This is a genomic window from Mesorhizobium sp. UC74_2 (genome assembly GCF_042701485.1).
GTDB lineage: Bacteria > Pseudomonadota > Alphaproteobacteria > Rhizobiales > Rhizobiaceae > Mesorhizobium.
In genome coordinates this window covers 2,850,923-2,866,267 of sequence record NZ_CP170562.1, presented here as the reverse complement: position 1 = coordinate 2,866,267, position 15,345 = coordinate 2,850,923, and the positions used below count along the sequence as shown (strand labels likewise).

The window sequence follows — 15,345 nt, the reverse complement described above, 5'->3', positions numbered from 1 at the left end:
CCGGTTGACCCGCAGGCAGTATAGCCGGCGTGCCATCTTGTACAACGGACCGACAGACCACGGAAACCGGGTGCGATTGCGGGCGCATTTCGGCACATCCGCTGTTCTCGCAAAGGCATTGGATGATCGATCGGCAATTCCGATATCCGACCTTCTGTGGATACCAGGAAAATGGAGCGCGCCATGACGAACCGACCTGATGAATTGTCTGCAAACATTACCATAACGCTGATCGGCGGTCCGACCGCCTTGATCAACATAGGCGGTCTCAATCTTCTGACGGATCCGGCCTTCGACACGCCGCAGGCTTATGATGGCGGGGTACGCCTGGTGAAGCTGACAGGTCCGGCTCTCGGTCCGGATGAACTGCCGCCCATCGACGCCGTTCTGCTCAGCCACGACCAGCATTTCGACAATCTCGATCATGCCGGTCGCGCCTTCCTGCCGAAGGCCGGCCGCGTGCTGACAACGACCGTGGGAGCGGAACGCCTGGGAGGACGCGCTGAAGGTCTTGAACCCTGGCAGAGCGTGGATATCCAGCCCCCGCAGGGCCAGCGCCTGGTGATAACGGCGGCTCCCGCCCGCCATGGTCCGCATGGCTTCGAGCCGATCAGCGGCGATGTCATCGGCTTCATCATCTCTTTAGGCGACGCTAAGGGACCGAGCATCTATATTTCCGGCGACACGGTCTGGTTCGGCGGTGTTGCGGAAGTCGCACAGCGTTTTGATGTGCGCCTTGCCGTGCTGTTCACCGGTTCCGCCAAGCCACGCGGTGCCTTCCATGTCACCATGGACGCCAATGATGCGATCGAGGCGGCTGCAGCCTTCAAGAAGGCGACCATTGTCGCCATCCACAATGAGGGCTGGGAGCATTTCACCGAAACGCAGGAGCAACTCGCCCACGCATTCAAGGCTCTGGGCATCGCCGACCGCCTGAAGGTACTTGAGAAAGGCAAGGCAACTGAATTTGGATTTTAGGTTCAGTCCTTTGGCATGATTTCCTGCCTCCCTGTTTCACGCGACCTTTCGGCGTTCCGTCGTGTGAACGGACGAACGAGGTCAAAATGAGCCGTTGGCTTGTCATCATCGAACTGGTTTCCCGCCGGCAGTTTTGCCAGAGTGGGAAATTCAGTGCGATCGACGGAAGCGAAACGTGATTCCAGCAAGATTTCCCCGACCCAAACCCTGGACCGAGGTGGCAACTCTGCTTGTCGATGTTGCCACCGGGCGCAAGCCGGCCGACCTCGTGGTGCGCAACGGTCGCTGGGTCAATGTCCACTCTGGCGAGATCATCGCCGGAACCGACATTGCCGTTGTAGGGGGGCGTTTCGCCTACTGCGGGCCCGACGCTTCCCACGCCATCGGACAGGAGACTGTGGTGGTCGACGCGGGCGGGCGCTATCTGGTGCCTGGCCTGTGCGACGCGCACATGCATGTCGAAAGCGGCATGGTGACCGTTACCGAGTTCAGCCGTGCGGTCATTCCGCATGGCACCACGTCCATGTTCATCGATCCGCATGAGATCGCCAATGTGCTTGGCCTGCCCGGCGTGCGGTTGATGCATGACGAGGCGCTCGCCATGCCGATCAACGTGCATGTGCAGATGCCATCCTGCGTGCCTTCCGCGCCGGGGCTGGAGAACGCCGGTGCCGTGCTCACGGTCGAGGACGTCGCCGAGGCAATGACCTGGGAGAACATCATCGGGCTCGGCGAAGTCATGAACTTTCCCGGCGTCGCTGCCAACAATCCGGTCATGTCAGGCGAGATCGCAGCCACGGTCAGGGCCGGCAAGACGGTGGGCGGCCACTATGCTTCGCCGGACCTTGGCCTGCCGTTCCACGGCTATGTCGCCGGCGGGCCGGAAGACGACCATGAAGGCACGCGCGCCGAGGACGCGATTGCGCGTGTGCGTCAGGGCATGAAAGCGATGCTGCGGCTTGGTTCGGCCTGGTACGATATCGCCGAGCAGATCAAAGCGGTGACGGAGCAGGGGATCGATCCGCGCAATTTCATCCTGTGCACCGACGATAGCCATTCTGGAACGCTGGTGAATGACGGCCACATGGACCGTGTCGTCAGACACGCCATCCAGCAGGGATTGAAGCCGGTAACTGCGATCCAGATGGTAACGATCAACACTGCCCAGCATTTTCGGCTGGAGCGCGAGATCGGCTCGATCGCACCAGGACGGCTTGCCGATTTCCTGATCGTGTCGAACCTTGCCGAAATGACCATGGACGAGGTCTATGGCCGCGGCACTCGGCTGGCGGCGAACGGCCGGCTCGAGGCCGATATCCCGCCCTATGACTATCCCGCCAGCGCCAAGAATACGGTCAAGCTTGGCAAGCGCCTCGCCGCCACAGATTTCGACATCAAGGCCCCCCAGGGCGCTAACAAGGTGCGCGCTCGTGTCATCGGTGTCATCGAGAACCAGGCGCCGACCCGCGCACTGGAGGCGGATCTGGTCGTCGAGGATGGCCTGGTCGCCATAGACCGGGCTGGCGATGTCTGCCAGATCGCGCTGGTCGAGCGCCATCGCGGCACCGGCGGCGTCACCAACGCCTTCGTGTCGGGCTTCGGTTACGTCGAGGACTGCGCGATGGCGTCGTCGGTCGCGCATGACAGTCACCACATCATCGTCGTCGGCACCAACAAGCAGGACATGGCGCTCGCTGCCAACCGGCTCGCTGAAGTCGGTGGCGGTGTCGTGCTTTATTCGAAGGGCAAGGAACTGGCATTGGTCGAAATGCCGATCGCCGGCCTGATGTCCGACGAGCGGGCCGAAATCGTCGCTGCCAAGGCCGAGAAGCTGACCGAGGCGATGCGCAAGATGGGCTGCTCGCTGAACAACGCCTACATGCAGCACTCACTTCTGGCGTTGGTGGTCATCCCGGAACTGCGCATCTCGGATGTCGGGCTGGTCGACGTCAGGACTTTCGAAAAGGTCGACCTGTTCGTGTGAGCGAAAGGCATTTCAGGACATCCCATGTATGTAGGCCGTTCTTACAGGTTGCTGGATTTCGCGCTTTGGTCGCGGCGCAGCGTGATCTACATGATCGCGGTGAGCGCACTGGCAGTGGCACTCTATCGCCTTCCCGGTACAGCCGGGTTCTCCGTGCCGTGGTCGGTGGTGCTCGTGCTCGGCACAACCGTTTCGCTCGTGACCGGCTTCAAGAATTCGCAGGTGTTCACACGCAGCAATGAGGCCTTGCAGGCGTTTTCCCAGATCACGGCAAGCAGCCGGTTATGGTCCAATTTCTGCAGGGACTTCACCGACGCTGCAATCGCAAGGCAGCTCATTTATCGACACCTCGCCTGGCTGACCGCACTGCGGTTCTCCTTGCGCCGGCCGATGCCCTGGGAGTCGCTGGCGCGCGCCGCCAACATCGAATTCCGTCGGCGCCGCTATCATATCCAGGAAGATAAAAGCGCGGTCGCCGACGAATTGCGCGCGCTGTTGGCTGAAGATGCCGACCGTGTCCTGAAAACGCCTCAGCCAGCCGTAACCCTTCTTGAGATGCAATCTGTCCAGGTTAACGGATTGCTCAAAAGCACCGCTGTCCCGACACAGGTCTATTCCGAGCTTACCAAGCTGATACGCGACTTCCATGATCAGCAAGCGCGTTGCGATCGCATCAAGAACAACCCGTACCCGCGGCAATACGCGATCATCAGTTCGATGTTCATGGTGATCTTCTGCACCCTGCTGCCCTTCGGCATCGTTCCCGTCTTCGCCGAGATGGGCAAACTGGGCGGCTTCCTCGGTCCTGTCGCGATCTGGCTGACCATCCCGTTCAGCGCGCTTCTCGGATGGGTCTACATGTCGCTGGACCTGGTTGGCGAGAGCAGTGCAAATCCGTTCGAAGGCGGCGCCAACGATGTCCCCATTTCCCAGATCTGCCGGGATCTCGAGATCGAGCTGCGCAGGTCGCTTGGCGAAACCAGCCTGCCGGCGCCGTTGCCTGCGATCAATGATATCGCGACCTGAGTGTGCCGCCTGTGTTCACACCTGGCCGATAAAAAGACGGAAATCCCGTGCCTCCGCCTCGGCCAGCATCGACGCCCTGCTGTCCGGATTTTGAGACAGGAAACGTTCAACAAGCCGGAATCCCAAGGCATAGCCAGACCAGCTTGGTCTACCGTCGGTGCCAAGGAACCATGCCTCGTGATCGTAGTCCGTCTTGTCCCATTCCTGCAGCGCCGACCCGACATGAGCCCGGACGGTATCCATGGGCAGCAATTCCCAAGGCTCCAGAGGTTGCCCGTAGAGTTCCTGGGCGAAATGTCCGGCAAGTCCTTCCGAAACCAGCGCTTCACCCAGAGAAGAGCCATAACCCGGTCCGTCCCAGCGGGCAGCGTGATGAAGCTCGTGAGCAAACATCCGCTCGAGTGATGCCTCCGCATTGGCTTGCAATGCCGGATTGTCCGGGTCGACCGTCACGAAAATAACGCCCGGTCTTGGCGCATACCCCATATGCCCCTTCTCGGGAATGACCCAGCCTCCCGGCTGTACGACGACGTCCAGAGGTTGGATGGGCATCAACGCGATCGCCTTGGCATGTGTTTCCGTCAGGCAGTTGCGAAGCCAGTCGTGATGTTGCGCGAGCGCGCCGCGGGCATCGAGGAAATGAAGTTTCATGGACATAACCGCAAGCCTCAACGGCGTTTGGGGAAGAAGCCGCAGCCCGAGATCAATTCTGGCTGCCGTCTGTGCTACTGCCCGCCGGTCACCACAGTCAGCACCTTGAACGGCGTGGTGATGACGATCTGGGCCACGGATCCAACCGCCTGGCCAAGACCGGTGCCGAGCTGTTCGATCGGTTGGTTGCTGGCAGGTTCAGCCTCGGCCAGCGCCGCCGGCGTTCGCAACTGCTTGCCGAGCAACTGCACCAGAAGCGGGTTGTCTGCGAACTTCGCATGGTTCAGCCGATCGCCACTTTCAGTCTTGGTCAGGTCGACGACCGTGACGCCGTATTGCGCGAGATCGGAGGCATTGCCGTAGTCGCCGACACGCGGCTTGGCACCGGAGATGAAAGTCGAAAGCTGCAGGGCGCGGTCGTCCGCCGACAGGAGCACGGTGAAGGGCCGGTCGGGTTTGCCGTAGCGTATCATCTGTTTCTTGAACACATCGACGTCGATGTCTGGGGAGGCGAGCACGACATAGCCGAGCTTGCCGGAAAGGTCGCGGTTTCCGGTGATGGCCAGCTGCCGCAAGGCCTCCATCGCTACCCAGTTGCCCATGGAATGAGCGATGATGTCGATGCTCTTTGCTTTGGTCTTGGCCAGCAACCGCAGCGTCGCCTCAAGATCGTCGCGGGCGGCGTTGGCGCTTTCCTTGTCGTAGATGTAGCCGGTGGTCTTGCCGGCCGATGCCCAGGAAAACAGCACCGGCGTGCCCGGATAGTTCGTGTCCTGGACGATCTGGGTCAGCCGATAGACGCCGTCGTCGAAGCCGTTGTTGTAGCCATGCACGAAGACCAGAACGCGCCCGTCGCTGCGGGCGATGTCAGCGCCCACGGCCTGCTCGAATTCCCTGGCGTTGCCGTAGAGGGTGGCGCGGGTTGCGGTGAAGTGTTTGGCTGGGTCACTTTGCGCGCGCCCCCTGGCGCGTTCGATCTGGCCTACCTGATGGATCTTTGGCACCGAAACGTCGATGCGTGCATATTGCGTACGCAGCGAGCGTTCGCTGGCAAACACCTGGCGCGGTTCGGTTTTCGCTGCCTCGCGCGTGGTGGCGACATAGATGTCATGGGTGGCGGCAATCGCCGAAGCCGGCGCCTCGATCGCGGTCTTGTTGAGCAGGTCGTGCGAATTGGAGCCGGCGCAGCCAGTGGCCGAGAGCGCGATGGCGACGACGAACAAAGCCTTCCAGCGCATGAAGCCGATCCTGATGCCTTCGCGCCCGAACACGGCGCCTTCAATCTCGAATAGAGGCTGGAGCTGCCCCCGTCCAGATTATTTGAGCCGTGACCTACATCATGCCCAGCTGTTTGATGCGGTCCGTGACGGTGCGGTCATTGGCGTAGCCGTCGTCTTCACGCAGTCGCTGACCGAGCAGTTTGACCATCTCTGGGTTATCCGCGAACTTGTTGTGATTGAACGAGTCCGTGCCCGACTTGGAGGACAGGTCGACAACGGTCACGCCGTAGTCGGCAAGTTCAGCTGCTTCCTTATAGTCACCGAGACGGGGGCGTGAGCCGGCGAGAATGCCAGAGAGGCGCAGCGCGCGATCGTCGTCTGACAGAAGCACGATGAAAGGCTTGTCCGGCTTGCCGTAGCGGCGCATCTGGCTCTTGAACACGTCAACGTCGATATCCGGCGACGCCAGCACCACATCGCCCAGCTTGCCGCTCAGGTTGCGGTCGCCGGTGATGGCGAGCTGGCGCAGAGCTTCCATCGTCACCCATGTGCCCATGGAGTGCGCCACGATGTCGATGCGGCGTGCGCCCGACCTGGCCAGTGTGCGCAGTGTGACTTCGAGCTGGTCGCGGGCGACACTGGCGCTCTCGCGGTCATAGACATAGCCGGTGGTTGAGGCGCCGGATGCCCAGGAAAACAGCACCGGCGTGCCGGGATAACCGGAATCGTTGACGATTTGCGTCAGCCTGTAGACGGCATTGTCGAACGAAGTGTTGTAGCCGTGCACGAACACCATGGCACGGCCGCCACGGGCGGCGATGTCGGCATTGAGTGCCGCCTCAAATTTCGGCTCGGTATCATATCCGACCATCTGCGAGGCCATGAAATATTTCGATGGATCGTCGGAATTGCCACGACTCTTGCGTTCGATTTGTCCGATCTGGTGTTCTTTCGGCACGGTGACGTTGACGCGTGCGTAGTTCAGCGTCGACGAACGGTCGCCGTCGAAGCCCTGGTTGGGATCGTCGGAACGTTTGCGGGTTGTGGTGATGAAGATTGCGTGGTTGCCGACGATGTCGGAAACCGATGCCGTTACCATCGCACTGCCCAGCACTTCCTGCGGCCCCTGGCTGGCGCAGCCGGCGGCAACAAGCGTCATCGCAACGATCAGCAACCTTTTCAAACGCACGATACGTCCAGCCCTGCTAAATCCGACTCCCGCCGGTTCTTGTCTTTTGAAAGCAGTCTCCGGACAAGTGAAGTGCGGCCAAAGTAAGTCGGTGGCCGCGAAAACCACATTGCGAAGCTCCTGTCGAGGCCCGGGTGTTGCGCCAAAGCCAAAATGGCGGCAGGAACGATTGCTGTAATTTCTACAAGGGCTTGCCTCATGACCAGTTTTGTCGACCGGGTCGCCAACGCAGCCGCGGCGGTGCGGCAGATCTTCCCAGAGACGCCGCTGCAGGAGAACGACTACCTGTCGCGCAAATACGGCGCGCGCGTGCTTTTGAAGCGCGAGGATCTGACGCCGGTGCGTTCCTACAAGATCAGGGGCGCCTTCAATTTCTTCCGCAAGGCGTTGGCGGAAGGCAACGAAGCCGAGCTTTTCGTCTGTGCATCCGCAGGCAACCATGCACAGGGTTTCGCTTTCGTCTGTCGGCATTTCGGCCGCAAGGGCGTCGTCTTCATGCCTGTGACGACGCCCCAGCAGAAGATCGACAAGACACGGCTGTTCGGCGCCGAATTCGTAGAGATCAGACTGGTCGGCGACTTCTTCGACGAATGCTATCGCGCCGCCTTTGAATTCACCGAGCAGAGCGGTGCGCATATGGTGCCGCCGTTCGACCACAAGGACATCATCGAGGGCCAGGCGACGGTGGCTTATGAGATCGCCGACCAGATGCCCGGTGCACGGCTGCCCGACATCATCATGCTGCCGGTCGGCGGCGGCGGGCTTTCTGCCGGCGTCTCACACTATTTCACCCAGGGGGGCAGGGCGCCGCGTTTCGTTTTCTGCGAACCTGCCGGTGCGCCGAGCCTCAGGGAAAGCCTCGCTTCCGACAAGCGCGCGAAACTCGCAAGGGTCGACAACTTCGTCGACGGCGCTGCCGTTGCCGAGATCGGTCGCGAGCCGTTCCGCCATCTGAAGGGCTATTCCAAGGACGACGTGCGGCTGGTGCCGGAGAACCGGCTGTGCGCCACCATGATCGAGATGCTGAATGTCGAAGGCGTCGTTCTGGAGCCCGCCGGCGCGCTCGCCATCGATGCGCTCAAGGATTTCCCGCGCAAGGAGATCAGGGGCAAGACCATCGTCGCCGTCGTGTCGGGTGGCAATTTCGACTTCGAACGCTTGCCTGATGTCAAGGAACGGGCTCTTCGTTTCGAGGGATTGAAGAAGTACTTCATCATCCGCTTCCCGCAGCGGCCGGGCGCGCTGCGCGATTTCCTTGAGATGCTGGGCCCGGACGACGACATCGCCCGCTTTGAGTATCTGAAGAAATCGGCGCGCAATTTCGGGTCGGTGCTGATCGGCATCGAAACCAAGGACCGCCGCAACTTCGATCTGCTGACCGCGAATTTCGCCACGCACGGCGTGCAGTATCAGGACATCACCGACAACGAGACGCTGGCAGGTTTCATCATATGAACGGATTCGTTGCGCTGTTTTCCGGCATCAATGTCGGCGGTAACCGCATCGTCAAGATGGCGGAGTTGCGTGACTTCTTCGAACAACTCGGCTTAGCCGATGTCGCAAGCTACGTGCAGAGCGGCAACGTGGTGTTCAGCTCGACACATACCGACGCCATCGCACTGACGAACATGCTGCAGGATGCATTCGAGAAGCGCTGGGGATTTCATTCACGCATCATGGTGCGCGATGCGGCCTGGTTTGCGCGACTGGTAGCCGATAATCCTTATCCCGAGATCGCGGAGGACCCGACCCGGCTGCATGCGATGGCCCTGGAACGTGAACCGACGCCAGAGGAGGTCGCCAGGCTTGCTGAAAAATGCACCGGGCCCGAGCGCTTCGAGGTGAAAGGCGATGTCCTCTACCTGCATGCCCCCGATGGTCTGGGCAAATCGAAATTCGCCGAAATCCTGCCGCGCACGCTCAAAGTGCCCGGCACGATGCGCAACTGGCGCAGTGTCCTCGCCCTGGCAGCGCTGATCGGCGCCTAGGCCGCTGCCCAGTTGAAGACCAGTTCCTCGCGGAAGGCGAAGCGCTTGATGTGGTCTTCGACGACACGTTCGAGCTGTTGCAACTGGCTGGTATCGCTCGCGGTCAGTGCGATGCGCAGCGCTGCCGCATCGGCATCCATCACCGTTTTACCGATGGTCAGCTCGATTTCACCGTGGTTCGGATCGAAGGTGACCGGAAATTTATGTGCCCAATGCTTGCAGAGCTGTTGCAGATAGCGGCTGGCATGTTCGGTGGTGACGTCGGCATTGCTGGTCGACATGGGAGTTCTCCGTTCGGCTGTCTGGCTGGCGTCACGCTGGCTGATGAAAGCGGGGCCCGGTTCTTCATGACGTTCCCGCTGAAATGGTGAGGCGCTGGTAGCCGCCCGGCAGGTTACCAGTTTCCGGTATTGGCCATCGAGGCCCAGGGTTCTGCCTTCTCCCGGGCGGCACCTTTCTGCAGGAGCTCGATCGATATGCCGTCCGGCGACTTGATGAAGGCCATATAGCCGTCGCGCGGCGGGCGGTTGATCGTCACGCCCCGATCCTGCAGGTGCTGGCAGGTGGCGTAGATGTCGTCGACCTCATAGGCGAGGTGGCCGAAATTGCGCCCGCCCTTGTAGTCTTCGGGATCCCAGTTGTAGGTCAGCTCGATCAGCGGTGCGCGCGCTTCGACGCCGCTTTTCTCATCCTCGGAAGCTGCCAGGAAGATCAGCGTGAAGCGGCCCTGTTCGTTTTCGATGCGGCGGACTTCCTTGAGGCCCAGCTTGTTGCAGTAGAAATCAAGGGATTCGTCGACATTGGTCACACGGACCATCGTGTGCAGATAGCGCATATTGCTCTCCAAGCTTGGGATCGCGCGCACCATAGGGGTGGTCGCAGGATGCCGCAACGCTGAAAAGCAACGTTACGGCAGCCAGCAAACAGTCTTTGCGAGCTCGACTGAATATAACTCTGAATGAGCCGGTGAAAAAAGGCACGTCAGGTCTTGCACACCCCGGAAGCCGAAGTGTTAATCTCATGTAAAGAATCAGTGGCTGCAGTTTCGGAGAAAGGGGGCATTCTGATGGGGGAAAAAGCCTCTCTGACCAGTCGGGATGCGCTTCTTGGCGATACCGCTGGGCATGACGAGATCGGCGAATCCGCGGATCTGCTGGAGATTTCCGGCGCGATCAAATGGTTCGACGTTGCCAAGGGATACGGCTTTATTCTTCCAGACGAAGGTGTCTCCGGCGATATCCTGCTCCATGTGACCTGTCTGCGGCGTGATGGTTTCCAGACTGCGCTCGAAGGCGCTCGGGTTGTCTGCCTTGTCAAGCAAGGTGATCGCGGCCTGCAGGCATTTCGCGTTCTCTCGATGGACACCTCGACCGCGGTCCATCCTGCCGAACAGCAGGAGCAGCGCACGCACGTCACGGTGACGCCGGAAAGCGGGCTGGAACGCGCGCTCGTCAAGTGGTTCAACCGCACCAAGGGTTTCGGTTTCCTCAGCCGCGGCGAGGGTACCGAGGATATCTTCGTGCACATGGAAACGCTTCGCCGCTACGGTGTTACGGAACTCAGGCCCGGCCAGGTCGTCCTGGTGCGTTATGGTCGTGGCGACAAGGGGCTGATGGCGGCGGAAATCCACCCGGATATGGGGACGCTCCCAGTCGCTCACTGAGCGCATGGTTTTTCGTGATCGAGGCCGCCTTCGCGCGGCCTTTTGCTTATCCGGCATGGGCTGTCTTGCCATCATCGGTCATCATCTAGGCACTGGTCGTGTAGCGATGGTCGTCGGATGCGAGCACCAGTGCGAAGGCCGCCGCCACTTTCCATGTCGTATGGAAATGTTCTTGCTACTCACAGGTGCTCCCGAACCTTGTGGAGGGCGGTTGCGCGCGTGAGCGAGCGCGTGCCAGTTCTAAAAGGCTGTCTGATGTGGCCGTTGTCATCGGTCAGGTTTTAACGGGACACAACGCTGCAAGGCGCTTGCGCCGGTCGGCGGGCCGTCTAGGGTGCGGCGGTGCGGTGAATGAAGCAGGAACGACGATGGTTGGATTTTCGATACGGCAAACTTGGCGTCTTTTGGCTCTGGCTGGCCTTGTGGTCGCATCGCTCGTCGTGGGCCGGACACAGGCAGCCGAGGGGCAGGCGATGATGTTACCTGTCGACCCGGCGCCGCTGGTTGCCGTCACAGGCAACGGCGACCGTCCATTCCAGATTGAGATTGCAGACGATGATGGTGAGCGCGAAGCGGGGCTGATGTTCCGCCAGACCATGCCGGACGATCGCGGCATGCTGTTTGTGTTTCCGCAGACAGAGAGTGTCGGATTCTGGATGAAGAACACGCCGATGCCGCTCGATCTGCTTTTCATCGGACAGGACGGCCGTATCAAGGCGATCCGGCAAGGGGAGCCGCAGTCGGAAGCGGTCATCGCGCCCAATGAGCCGGTGCGTTTCGTGCTGGAGTTGAAAGCAGGCACCGCCACGCGCGAAAACATCAAGGAAGGCGATCTGGTCAGGCATCCGGCCGTCAACGCTGTCTCTGGCGTCAACTGAAGGTGGTTCACGCAATGCAGTTTTTCAGCCATGACGGCTTCGACCTCGCTTTTCTGGATCGCCAGCCTGCCACGGGCAACGGGGATCCCGTGCTGATGATTCACGGTTTTGCCTCCAGCCACTATGTGAACTGGGTCGCGCCGGGCTGGTTCAAGACGCTGAACGAGGCGGGCTATCGCGCCATCGCTTTCGATCATCGCGGGCATGGTGCTTCCACCAAGAGTTATGAGGGCGCCGACTACACGCCGGACAAGATGGCTTCCGATGCGGCAGCACTGCTCGACCATCTCGGCATCGAGCGAGCTCACGTGATGGGATATTCCATGGGCGCGCGTGTTTCCGCCTTCCTGGCCCTCTCCGATCCTGACAAGGTTGCTACGCTGGTGCTGGGCGGCCTGGGCATCGGTATGGTCGACGGCGTTGGCGACTGGGATCCGATCGCCGATGCGCTGATGGCGCCCGATGCCTCCGCGATCACGCATGCTCGCGGCAGGATGTTCCGCAGCTTTGCCGACCAGACGCAGGAGCGACCGCCAGGCGCTTGCCGCATGCATCGTCACCTCGCGTGAACTGCTTTCCGAAGACCAGGTTTCGCGCATTGCGCAGCCGACACTGGTGGCCGTCGGAACGACCGATGACATTGCCGGGTCGGCCGACGATCTGGCGGCATTGATGCCCAATGCCGTTGCGTTCCACATCGAAGGACGCGATCACATGCTGTCGGTGGGAGACCGCACCTTCAAGAAGCGGGTTCTGGAGTTCTACGCTCAACATCCGCTCTGAACTCGCAATGGTCGAGCTTCTCGTCACCTATCTGGATATGACCGTATCGCCGTCCGGCACGGCATTGAGCAGTCCGGACGGTTCGGCTCGCCTGGCGCGCGAAACCCTTTCGCCCGCCGACTACCTGGACCTTTATCGCGCGGTCGGTGCATCGCTGGATTGGGATCTGCGGTTGCGCATGCCGGCGGAGCAATTGGCGATCCTGCTGGCGAGCCCCTCCACATGGCTGAATGTCCTGCGGGTGGATGGTGTCGCTGCGGGCTTCTGTGAATTCAACGGTGTCGGCGAGCCGGTTGTCGAACTGGCCCATTTCGGCTTGGCGATCGCCTTTCGGGGCAGGGGATTGGGGCCTTATCTGCTGGACAGCTCGTTACGCGCAATCTGGTCGGAGAAGCCGCGCCGCGTGTGGTTGCGTACCGACACCAACGATCACCCTAAGGCGCTGTCCGTCTATCTGCGCGCCGGTTTCGCCATTCGCGAACGGCGGATGGAGAGTTTTTCCGACTAGTTGCCTGATGGCGCTTCAAGCGCTTCGATCGAACGTCGGATGTTTTCCCGCGCCTGCTTTTCGAAGCGGCTGCGGAAGATCTCGGTGTGGTAAATGTGCTCGCGCTCGAGAAAGGTCCTCAACACGTTGCCGCGCCCGATAACCCACAACGGCTCCTCTACCCAGGTGTATTCGCGCCGCACCGCTGCCTCGTAGGCGTCGAATGTTTCGGGTGCTGTGCCCAGGATCGACAGGTCCATGTCGAGCAGAAGCGCCGCGTCGCGCCTCGCCGTCTCCGGTTCGATCTGTGGAACCGTATGCGTGGCGGTGGCCTCGATCGTCAGGGCAATGCGGTTGAGCCTTTCCGCACTGGCGATGCCAGCCAGTTTGGCGCGCGCGAGATCGGCGCTGCGTGCCTCGTTATCCTTGGCCCGGCTGTCATAGATCGCATCGTGGAACCAGATCACCGCTTCGACTGCCTCGGGATCGGAAAAGGAGGATCGGTATTCGTCGAGCAGGTCCAGCAACGCCTCGATGTGAGCCATGCCGTGATAGTGGCGATCTCCAGCACCATAGAGTGTCGACAGCTCCGCCTTCAATTCTGGCGCAATCAGGGAGGTGCTCATTGGCCGGTGAACTCCGCTTTGCGGCGTGCCTGGAAGGCAGCCCGGCCCTCGGCATAGTCGGCGCTGGTGAAGGTTTTGTCGCCAGCCGCACGAGCAAGCTCGATCTCGGTCGCATCGCCGCTCAATTCTGCATGGATTGCCAGCTTAGAGGCGCGCACCGAAAGCGGGGCATTGGCAGCTATGGTCGCTGCGAGCTCGGCGACGCGCCGCTCGAGTTCCCCGGGCGCGACGATTTCGAGCAGGAAACCAGCCTTGAGTGCGGTTTCCGCATCGATGCGATTGCCGGTGAAGGTGAGATAGCGTGCCATCTGCGGTCCCGCTGCGCCGACGATATCGCACATGGCGTCCTGCGGATACGCAAGCCCGAGTTTGGCGGCAGGCACTGCAAACAGCGTGTCGGGTGTTGCGAGCCTCAGGTCAGCCGCGGCGGCAAGACCGAAGCCGCCACCAAAGCATATGCCGTTCAGCGCTGCGATTACCGGTATCCGAGCGTTGCGAATGGACGCGAAGGCCGCGGAATTGGCCGCTTCGTAGCTGCGTGCGTTCTCGCCGCCGCGCAACGTGTCGAACTCGGCGATGTCGGCGCCGGCTGAAAAATCGGTCCCCCGTGCCGCCCAGTATGATGGCTCGCACGGACGGATCAGTCGACAAGGCTTCAAACTTGGCGGACAGGGCCTGCCACATGGCGAAGGTGATGGCGTTCTTCTTCTGCGGCCGGTTGATGAGGATCGAGGCCACGTTATCGGTGACCTTCATGATCAAGGGTTCGTTTTCCATGCCCGGTTGAATTCCAGCCAGCCAAAACCATTTGAACGAGCGATAAGGAAAATTGAGTTCACCCGTGCTATGATATGGCTTATAGGACCGGCCGGATAAGACAAGCCGCCAGCGGAGACTGTCCATGAACAGCATCAGCATCGCCCGCTCCAGCCTTTTGCAGCCGGTCGACCCGATCTGGCGGTCCATTCGCGACGAGGCGACCGAGGCGGTCAACCGCGATCCGCTGCTGGCGGCGTTTCTCTACGCCACCATCCTGAACCAGGAGACGCTGGAAGAGGCCGTGATCCATCGTCTCGCCGAACGGCTCGCCCACCAGGATGTTGGTGCCGACCTGATCCGCCAGACGTTCAAGGCTATGCTCGACGATCAGTCCGACTGGTCTGATGTGGTACGCACCGACATCCAGGCCTATTTCGACCGCGACCCGGCCTGCGATCGCTATCTGATGCCGGTTCTCTACTTCAAGGGCTTCCATGCGATCCAGACACACCGCCTGGCGCACTGGCTTTGGAACCATGGCCGCCGGGATTTCGCTCTCTATCTGCAGAGCAGATCGTCGTCCGTGTTCCAGACCGACATCAATCCGGCCGCCCGTATCGGCAAGGGCATTTTCCTCGACCATGCCACCGGCTTTGTCGTCGGTGAAACGGCGGTCATCGAGGACAATGTCTCGATCCTGCATGGCGTCACCCTTGGCGGCACCGGCAAGGCCGGCGGCGACCGTCACCCGAAGATTCGCCACGGTGTGCTGATCGGCGCCGGCGCCAAGATCCTCGGCAACATCGAGATCGGTCATTGCTCCAAGGTGGCGGCCGGTTCCGTCGTGCTCTCGGCGGTGCCGCACAACAAGACGGTTGCTGGCGTGCCTGCACGCGTGGTGGGTGAAACCGGCTGCGACCAGCCGTCTCGCCAGATGGACCAGTTGCTGCCGTCTCAGTCGATGGAGCATGTGGTGTCGTTCGACATCTGAACCAGGTCATGGGTCGCTCGAATTCAGAGGCACATTGCTGAGCCGCTTCATTGTGCGGCAGAGCCTGTCACCAACAGGCGCATCTGCCTTTACATCGCCATCCTTACCGTGCCAGAAGCGCG

15 protein-coding genes and 2 pseudogenes are annotated in these 15,345 nt (G+C 61.0%); 10 read left to right on the top strand and 7 right to left on the bottom strand.

Annotated features, from left to right (window positions below; genetic code table 11):
- Positions 1 to 183 precede the first annotated feature (183 nt).
- The 3 genes from ACFJIU_RS13955 (at position 184) to ACFJIU_RS13945 (ending at position 3,988) form a co-directional block, all read left to right on the top strand.
- Positions 184 to 978, top strand: a complete 795-nt coding sequence (locus tag ACFJIU_RS13955) for an MBL fold metallo-hydrolase (protein WP_379072421.1) — start codon at positions 184 to 186, stop codon at positions 976 to 978.
- Between the two features lie 175 nt (positions 979 to 1,153).
- Positions 1,154 to 2,962 carry an adenine deaminase gene (gene ade / locus ACFJIU_RS13950; RefSeq protein ID WP_379072418.1) on the top strand — a complete coding sequence of 603 codons (1,809 nt, stop codon included), beginning with the start codon at positions 1,154 to 1,156 and terminating at the stop codon, positions 2,960 to 2,962.
- Between the two features lie 24 nt (positions 2,963 to 2,986).
- Entirely contained in the window at positions 2,987 to 3,988 is a 1,002-nt protein-coding gene (locus ACFJIU_RS13945) for a bestrophin family protein (protein WP_379072416.1), read from the top strand.
- A 15-nt stretch (positions 3,989 to 4,003) separates the two neighbouring features.
- Here the strand turns inward: ACFJIU_RS13945 and ACFJIU_RS13940 are convergent, their stop codons facing one another.
- From ACFJIU_RS13940 to ACFJIU_RS13930, 3 genes are all read right to left on the bottom strand, one after another.
- Positions 4,004 to 4,639 carry a DUF2268 domain-containing protein gene (locus tag ACFJIU_RS13940; protein ID WP_379072413.1) on the bottom strand — a complete coding sequence of 212 codons (636 nt, stop codon included), beginning with the start codon at positions 4,637 to 4,639 and terminating at the stop codon, positions 4,004 to 4,006.
- Between the two features lie 74 nt (positions 4,640 to 4,713).
- Complete coding sequence (locus tag ACFJIU_RS13935; RefSeq protein ID WP_379073094.1) at positions 4,714 to 5,877, bottom strand: alpha/beta hydrolase; 1,164 nt, start codon at positions 5,875 to 5,877, stop codon at positions 4,714 to 4,716.
- 94 nt (positions 5,878 to 5,971) lie between these two features.
- Positions 5,972 to 7,018 carry an alpha/beta hydrolase gene (locus tag ACFJIU_RS13930; protein ID WP_379073092.1) on the bottom strand — a complete coding sequence of 349 codons (1,047 nt, stop codon included), beginning with the start codon at positions 7,016 to 7,018 and terminating at the stop codon, positions 5,972 to 5,974.
- Between the two features lie 228 nt (positions 7,019 to 7,246).
- On the opposite strand from ACFJIU_RS13930, the gene ilvA reads away from it, so the two are divergent.
- Complete coding sequence (ilvA, locus tag ACFJIU_RS13925) at positions 7,247 to 8,503, top strand: threonine ammonia-lyase IlvA (RefSeq protein WP_379072410.1); 1,257 nt, start codon at positions 7,247 to 7,249, stop codon at positions 8,501 to 8,503.
- Positions 8,500 to 9,036, top strand: coding sequence for a DUF1697 domain-containing protein (locus ACFJIU_RS13920; protein ID WP_379072408.1), 537 nt, complete (start codon positions 8,500 to 8,502; stop codon positions 9,034 to 9,036). The genes ilvA and ACFJIU_RS13920 overlap by 4 nt, the downstream gene beginning before the upstream one ends.
- Here ACFJIU_RS13920 and ACFJIU_RS13915 read toward each other — a convergent pair.
- On the bottom strand, positions 9,033 to 9,317 hold the full coding sequence (locus tag ACFJIU_RS13915; protein WP_379072405.1) for a DUF2218 domain-containing protein: 285 nt from the start codon (positions 9,315 to 9,317) through the stop codon (positions 9,033 to 9,035). The genes ACFJIU_RS13920 and ACFJIU_RS13915 overlap by 4 nt on opposite strands.
- Before the next feature lie 113 nt (positions 9,318 to 9,430).
- Positions 9,431 to 9,871, bottom strand: a complete 441-nt coding sequence (gloA, locus tag ACFJIU_RS13910; protein WP_379072402.1) for a lactoylglutathione lyase — start codon at positions 9,869 to 9,871, stop codon at positions 9,431 to 9,433.
- 231 nt (positions 9,872 to 10,102) lie between these two features.
- Between gloA and ACFJIU_RS13905 the strand changes: the two genes are divergently transcribed.
- From ACFJIU_RS13905 to ACFJIU_RS13890, 4 genes and pseudogenes are all read left to right on the top strand, one after another.
- Positions 10,103 to 10,699 (top strand): cold-shock protein, encoded by a 597-nt coding sequence (locus ACFJIU_RS13905; protein ID WP_379072400.1) that lies wholly within the window; start codon positions 10,103 to 10,105, stop codon positions 10,697 to 10,699.
- A gap of 257 nt (positions 10,700 to 10,956) precedes the next feature.
- Positions 10,957 to 11,577, top strand: coding sequence for a DUF192 domain-containing protein (locus ACFJIU_RS13900; protein ID WP_379072397.1), 621 nt, complete (start codon positions 10,957 to 10,959; stop codon positions 11,575 to 11,577).
- 14 nt (positions 11,578 to 11,591) lie between these two features.
- Positions 11,592 to 12,360 (top strand): annotated as a pseudogene (locus ACFJIU_RS13895) (alpha/beta fold hydrolase).
- A gap of 7 nt (positions 12,361 to 12,367) precedes the next feature.
- Positions 12,368 to 12,868 (top strand): GNAT family N-acetyltransferase, encoded by a 501-nt coding sequence (locus ACFJIU_RS13890; protein WP_379072395.1) that lies wholly within the window; start codon positions 12,368 to 12,370, stop codon positions 12,866 to 12,868.
- Here ACFJIU_RS13890 and ACFJIU_RS13885 read toward each other — a convergent pair.
- Both ACFJIU_RS13885 and ACFJIU_RS13880 read right to left on the bottom strand, forming a co-directional pair.
- Complete coding sequence (locus tag ACFJIU_RS13885) at positions 12,865 to 13,473, bottom strand: hypothetical protein (protein WP_379072392.1); 609 nt, start codon at positions 13,471 to 13,473, stop codon at positions 12,865 to 12,867. The genes ACFJIU_RS13890 and ACFJIU_RS13885 overlap by 4 nt on opposite strands.
- Positions 13,470 to 14,157: pseudogene (locus ACFJIU_RS13880) on the bottom strand (enoyl-CoA hydratase-related protein). Before ACFJIU_RS13880 ends, ACFJIU_RS13885 begins: the two are co-directional and overlap by 4 nt.
- 217 nt (positions 14,158 to 14,374) lie before the next feature.
- On the opposite strand from ACFJIU_RS13880, the gene cysE reads away from it, so the two are divergent.
- Positions 14,375 to 15,223: a serine O-acetyltransferase gene (gene cysE, locus ACFJIU_RS13875; RefSeq protein WP_379072390.1), complete on the top strand. Its 849-nt coding sequence runs from the start codon at positions 14,375 to 14,377 to the stop codon at positions 15,221 to 15,223.
- The last annotated feature ends 122 nt before the right edge of the window (positions 15,224 to 15,345 follow it).